This is a genomic window from Streptomyces bohaiensis (assembly GCF_012033785.1).
In the GTDB taxonomy this organism is placed as follows: Bacteria; Actinomycetota; Actinomycetes; order Streptomycetales; family Streptomycetaceae; genus Streptomyces; species Streptomyces bohaiensis.
On record NZ_JAAVJC010000426.1, the window covers coordinates 1 to 2,813 of the forward strand.

Sequence of the window (2,813 nt, forward strand, 5' to 3'; positions counted from 1 at the left end):
GGTGCATCAGCTCCGGTGACTCCAGTACCGGCATGGCGAGCAGCCGGCGCCCGCAGCGCGCCTCCGCCTCGACCACCGCCTCCAGGTAGCCGTAGCCCGTGGCGGGCCGAGGTCCGCCGTGTCGACCCGGGGTGGCCCGTGGGGCTGCCCGACGGCGGGCGGCACGGGTTCACCCCGGCGCACCGCGCCCGCCTGGAGGCGGCGCTGCCCGTCCTCGGCGCACGGCTCGCCGCCGCCCTGCCGCCGGAGGCACGCCGGGTGCTGTTCCTGGGCACCGAGGAACTCATGTACGCCCCGCTGCGGCTGGCCGGTGCGCTCGAGGCCGCGCTGCGCGCCGCCGCCGCTGCCGGCCCGGACACCGGCGCGGGCACCCTCCGGGACGCCGGCGCGCACGCCGACCCGGACACCGGCGCGGCGTCCCGGGAGCCCGGGGTCCGCTTCTCCTCCACCACGCGGTCCCCGGTGCTGCCGGTCGACGACCCGGGGTACGCCATCCGCAGCCGCCTCACCTTCCCCGCCCACGACCTGCCCGCCGACGGGCCGGACACGGCGGACCCCGGCGTCCGCCACGTGCACAACGTGGCCGGCGGCGACTGGGACGCGATCGTCCTGGTCACCGACGCCACCGGCGACACCCCCGCGCTCCACGCCCCCGGCGGTCTGCTCGACCTGCTCTCCCGCCACACGCCCGTGCTCCGCCTGGTCGTGCTGCCCTCCCGCACCCCGCTCCCCGCGCCGCTGCGGGGCCCCGGCTTCTCCTCCTACCGCCCCGACGAGGTGGGCTGGCTCCTCCAGGACCTCTCCGATGTGGCGCTGGAGGCCCCCACGGAGGAGCGGGAGGAGGCCATCCAGCAGGGCGGCGCGCACTACGCCGAGTCGCTGCCCGTCGAGTACCAGCCGGGCGCGGAGTACCAGCGGCTGTTCGATGCGGCGCTGGCCGCCAGCGCCGACCGGCTCGCCCAGGCGGTCGCCACCGTCACCGACACCGTGCTCGCCGAGCGCACCCGCCCCGGCGCCGGCACCACCCCGGTGCTGGTCTCCCTCGCCCGGGCCGGCACCCCCGTCGGCGTGCTGATGCGCCGCTGGGCCGCCCACGCGCACGGCCTGGAGCTGCCGCACTACACCCTCTCGATCGTCCGCGGCCGCGGGATCGACACCACGGCCCTGCGGCGACTGGCCACCGACCACGACCCGGCCGACGTGGTCTTCGTCGACGGCTGGACCGGGAAGGGCGCCATCACCGGGGAACTCGCCGCCGCACTGGCCGCCTTCCCCGGCTTCGACCCCTCCCTGGTGGTCCTCGCCGACCCGGGCGGCTGCGTGCGGACGTTCGGCACGCGCGAGGACTTCCTGATCCCCTCCGCCTGCCTCAACTCCACCGTCTCCGGCCTGGTCTCGCGCACCGTGCTGCGCGACGACCTCGTGGGGCCCGACCAGTTCCACGGCGCGAAGTTCTACCGCGAACTCGCCGACGCGGACGTCTCCGGGCGCTTCCTCGACACCGTCGAACAGCGGTTCGCCACCGTGCGGCCCGGCCCCATGGCCGCGAGCACCGACCGCGAGCCCCACCGCGCGGGGCTCGCCGCCGTGGAGCGACTCAGCGAGGAGTACGGCATCCACGACGTCAACCTGGTCAAGCCGGGGGTGGGCGAGACGACCCGGGTGCTGCTGCGCCGTGTGCCGTGGCGCATCGTCGCCCGCCGCGACGCGGGGGACGACATCGCGCACATCCTGCACCTCGCCCGGACCCGCGAGGTTCCCGTGGAGTGGACCGACGACCTGCCCTACCGCTGCGTCGGCCTGATCCACCCGCGCTTCACCAGGGGCGCGACCGGCACCGACGGACGGACCACCGCATGACCACGCCCCGGACCACCCCGCCCCGGACCACCCCGCCCCGGACCACCCCGCCGACGTCGACCGACCGCCGCGGGCCCGTGCTGTTCGCCAGCGACCTCGACCGCACCCTCGTCTACTCGGCGGCCGCGCTCCACCTGACCGGCCCGGACGCCGAGGCGCCCCGGCTGCTCTCCGTCGAGGTGTACCGCTCCGCTCCGCTCTCCTACCTCACCGAGACCGCCGCGGTGACCCTCGCCGACCTCGCCGTTCTTCCGCCGGACGAGGCCCGGTTCGTCCCCGTCACCACCCGTACGCCCGAGCAGTACCGCCGCATGCGGCTGCCCGGCCCCGCGCCGGAACTGGCCGTCTGCGCCAACGGCGGACGGCTCCTCGTGCACGGGGAGCCCGATGCCCAGTGGGACGCGAAGGTCGCCGACCGCCTCGCCTCGGACTGCGCGCCGCTCGCCGAGGTCCGGGAGCGGCTGCGTGCCACCGCCGACGCCGCGTGGCTCCGGAAGGAACGCGTCGCCGAGGACCTGTTCTGCTACCTGGTGGTCGACCGCGACCGGTTCCCCGCCGCCTGGGCGGAGGACCTCGCGGGCTGGGCGGGGGAGCGCGGCTGGACCGTCTCCGTGCAGGGGCGGAAGGTCTACGCCGTCCCCCGCCCGCTCACCAAGAGCGCGGCGCTCGCCGAGGTGGTCCGCCGCACCGGCGCGGCGCGGGTCCTCGCCGCGGGGGATTCCCTGCTCGACGCCGATCTGCTGGCGTTCGCCGACCGCGGGTGGCGGCCCGGCCACGGGGAACTCGCCGACACCGGCTGGCAGGCGCCCCACGTCACCGCGCTCACCACCCGCGGCGTCCGGGCCGGCGAGGAGATCCTCACCGCCGCGCTCGCCGACATCCGCGACCACCACGGCGCCGGGCCCCGCTGACGCGCCGCCCCGGCCGGGGCGGGGCAGCGCGTCGACGAGCGG

2 protein-coding genes are annotated in these 2,813 nt (G+C 77.1%); both read left to right on the forward strand.

What is annotated here, in order from left to right; all coding sequences use genetic code 11:
* Positions 1-138: 138 nt before the first annotated feature.
* Complete coding sequence (locus tag HCN52_RS23550; protein ID WP_446696977.1) at positions 139-1,860, forward strand: cysteine protease StiP domain-containing protein; 1,722 nt, start codon at positions 139-141, stop codon at positions 1,858-1,860.
* Positions 1,857-2,771 carry an HAD family hydrolase gene (locus HCN52_RS23555; protein WP_245175397.1) on the forward strand — a complete coding sequence of 305 codons (915 nt, stop codon included), beginning with the start codon at positions 1,857-1,859 and terminating at the stop codon, positions 2,769-2,771. The genes HCN52_RS23550 and HCN52_RS23555 overlap by 4 nt, the downstream gene beginning before the upstream one ends.
* The last annotated feature ends 42 nt before the right edge of the window (positions 2,772-2,813 follow it).

Bases quoted from the DNA above. Each gene is read 5' to 3' on its own strand.
- HCN52_RS23555 (WP_245175397.1), top strand. From the start codon at position 1,857: ATGACCACGCCCCGGACCACCCCGCCCCGGACCACCCCGCCCCGGACC.